Raw genomic sequence first — 2,609 nt, 5'->3', positions numbered from 1 at the left:
GGATGTCCAACTTTTGGGGTGCAGTTCAAACTTGAAAGACAGGTTTTCAGACGACCTTTTTGATTTGTTGCATTGGAATTGATATTACGTTAACGGCTTTGGTTTGCTTTGCCGCCTTGTCTTATGGATAAAGAATCCCGCTGTATGCCTTATTCCGTAAAGAAAGTATGCGCGCCGAGATAATGTTTGGCGTAATACTGGCTGGAGAGTTTTTCGGTTTTGATGGTTTTGCCGCTGCTTGGGGCGTGGATAAATTCGCCGTTGCCGATGTAGAGGCCGACGTGGGAATATTGGGATGAACCGCCGGTGTTGAAAAAGACGAGGTCACCGGCTTTTAGTTGGTTGTCGGGGATTTTGCGGCTGGCTGCCGCCATGTCGCGGGCGGTTCGCGGGAGACTGACGCCGAGGGCGTTTTTATAGACGAATTGAATCATGCCGCTGCAATCGAAGCCGGTGGCAGTGCTGCTGCCGCCCCATCTGTAAGGTGTGCCGACTAGTCCCATGCTGTGGAGCATAAGTTCTTGAGAACCTTGAGTGCGGTCGATGTTGCTAATGCGGACGGGTTGAACGGTTCGGGCGGTGGTGTGGGTTTTGGTTTTCGGATGATGTTTGCCGGAGAAAAGACCGCAGGAGGCGAGGGGTAGGATGATGGCGGCAGTTAGGGCGGTACGGATAATCGGTTTCATGGGATTCCTTTTTGGGGCGTTTCAGACGAGGTCTGCATGAGGTCGTCTGAAAAAGGTTTTTCTGTTTCTACGAATATGGGCGTAAAGAACGGAAGGGCGAGAAAGACGAAAAATACGGTTTGGCGCAGATGGGTGAACGGACTGGTTTGTTTTTGATAATGTTCGATTTTATCGGCAGGCTAATGTATTGCGGGTTGAAAATGAGTCCGTAGCTTTGTGTGGTAACTTGATATTGTGTCGGGTTGATGTTTGTTCAGTTTGTTTTTTGTTTTGAGGTCGTCTGAAAATGCCAATCCGGGTTTTCAGACGACCTTTTGTTCGGGTTTTACAGCAATCCTTCTATCGGCAGGATGGAGAGGATTTTGGAGGTAACGCGTTTCCAGAATTTGGCTTCCGGCTCGGTGGAGTAGGTTTTTTGGGTGGTGGGGTCGTACCAGTGCAGTTTGTTGTATTTGTCGAGGGTAACCTGATAGGCGTATTTCGGGGTGGTATTGACGAGGGTGCGCTGCATTTCGCCTGCAATTTGGGGACTTTCAAGAACGACGCCCATTTCGGTGTTGAGTCTGGCGGAGCGCGGGTCGAGATTGAATGAGCCGATGAAGACGCGTTTTTCGTCCACGATGAAGGTCTTGGCGTGCAGGCTGGTGGCGGAGCTACCGGTCAAGCCGCGGTCTTTGGTGGTGGGGACGGCGTGGTTGGGTTGCAGCTCGTAGAGTTTGACACCGGCTTTGAGCAGGGGTTTGCGGTATTTGACGTAGCCCGAATGGACGGCAGCGACATCGGTTGCTTGGAGCGAGTTGGTCAGGACGGTGACGTCCACGCCGTCTTTGACGAGTTGGTCAAGCGCGCGCACGCCTGATTTGGTGGGAACGAAATAGGGCGAAACGAGATAAACGCTTTTTTCGGGCGTTTTCAGGGCGTCCTGCATGCGGTCAAAAATGGGCGGTTTGTGGCGGTCGCGGTCCAGCCCTTTGGCAGGATCGTCGCTGATCAGGCGGGTGCGGACGCTTTGCCAGTCTATGCTGTTGCTCTGCATTTTTTTGTAGAGTTCGGAATTTTCGATGTTGCTGCGGTAACGGCTGAGGGTTTCGTTTTTGTCTTTGTCGTTGTAACCCAGCTCTTGGAAGCCTTTTTCTATATCGCCTTTTTTGATGATGCTGGCGGCAGTGTAGGAGGAATGGCTTGCCCAATAGCGGTCGAAATCTTGGGAAACTTCGGGTACGACGCGGCCGGTGGCAAGAATGTCGAGGTCAGCAAAGATGGTGTCTTCACCGACTTTGAAATATTCGTCGCCGATGTTACGCCCGCCGAGGATGGTGGCGCGGTTGTCTGCGGTGAAGGATTTGTTGTGCATCCGGCGGTTGAGACGCGGGAAGTCGGTCAAATAGCCGAGCGCGCGCCATTTGCGGCGGACGAAGGGGTTAAACAAGCGGATTTCGATATTGGGATGGCTGTCGAGAGCGAGCAGGACGTTGTCCAGCCCGTTGGTGTTGTTGTCGTCCAGCAGCAGGCGCACGCGCACGCCGCGTTCGGCGGCACGGTGGATCAGGTTGAACATGAGCTTGCCGGAGATGTCGTTGTGCCAGATGTAGTATTGGAGGTCTAGGGTGTGGTCGGCGGCTTCAATCAGAGCGGCGCGGGCGACGAAGGCTTCTTGTGCGTCGTTGAGCAGATAGACATTGGAAATGTCGCCGCCGGTTTTGCTAGAGGCGGTATTGAGCAGGGCATCCATGCGTGGGGCAGAACGGATGTCGAGGTAGTGGCTTTCAGGGCGCTCGTCCAGTGAGGGCAGGCCGGCGCAACCTGTCAGAAAAACCGGAAGCATAAGGATGAGATGGATTTTTTTCATTCTTGAGGGCATTTCAGACGACCTTTTTCGCTGAAACGGTATTTTTATATTGGATTAACTTTAAACCAGTACGG

Annotated in this window: 2 protein-coding genes; both read right to left on the bottom strand. The window is 52.9% G+C overall.

Features of this window, described 5'->3' with window-relative positions:
- Nucleotides 1-149 precede the first annotated feature (149 nt).
- Nucleotides 150-686 (bottom strand): C40 family peptidase, encoded by a 537-nt coding sequence (locus HMPREF2726_RS08815; protein WP_070603042.1) that lies wholly within the window; start codon nt 684-686, stop codon nt 150-152.
- A 325-nt stretch (nt 687-1,011) separates the two neighbouring features.
- The gene (locus HMPREF2726_RS08810) at nt 1,012-2,535 is read right to left on the bottom strand and encodes a phospholipase D family protein (RefSeq protein ID WP_070603039.1); all 1,524 of its coding nucleotides are present in this window, start codon (nt 2,533-2,535) and stop codon (nt 1,012-1,014) included.
- Nucleotides 2,536-2,609: the final 74 nt, after the last annotated feature.

The sequence above is a fragment of the Neisseria sp. HMSC074B07 genome (assembly GCF_001810355.1).
GTDB lineage: Bacteria > Pseudomonadota > Gammaproteobacteria > Burkholderiales > Neisseriaceae > Neisseria.
This window is presented reverse-complemented; position numbering and strand designations above follow the sequence as displayed.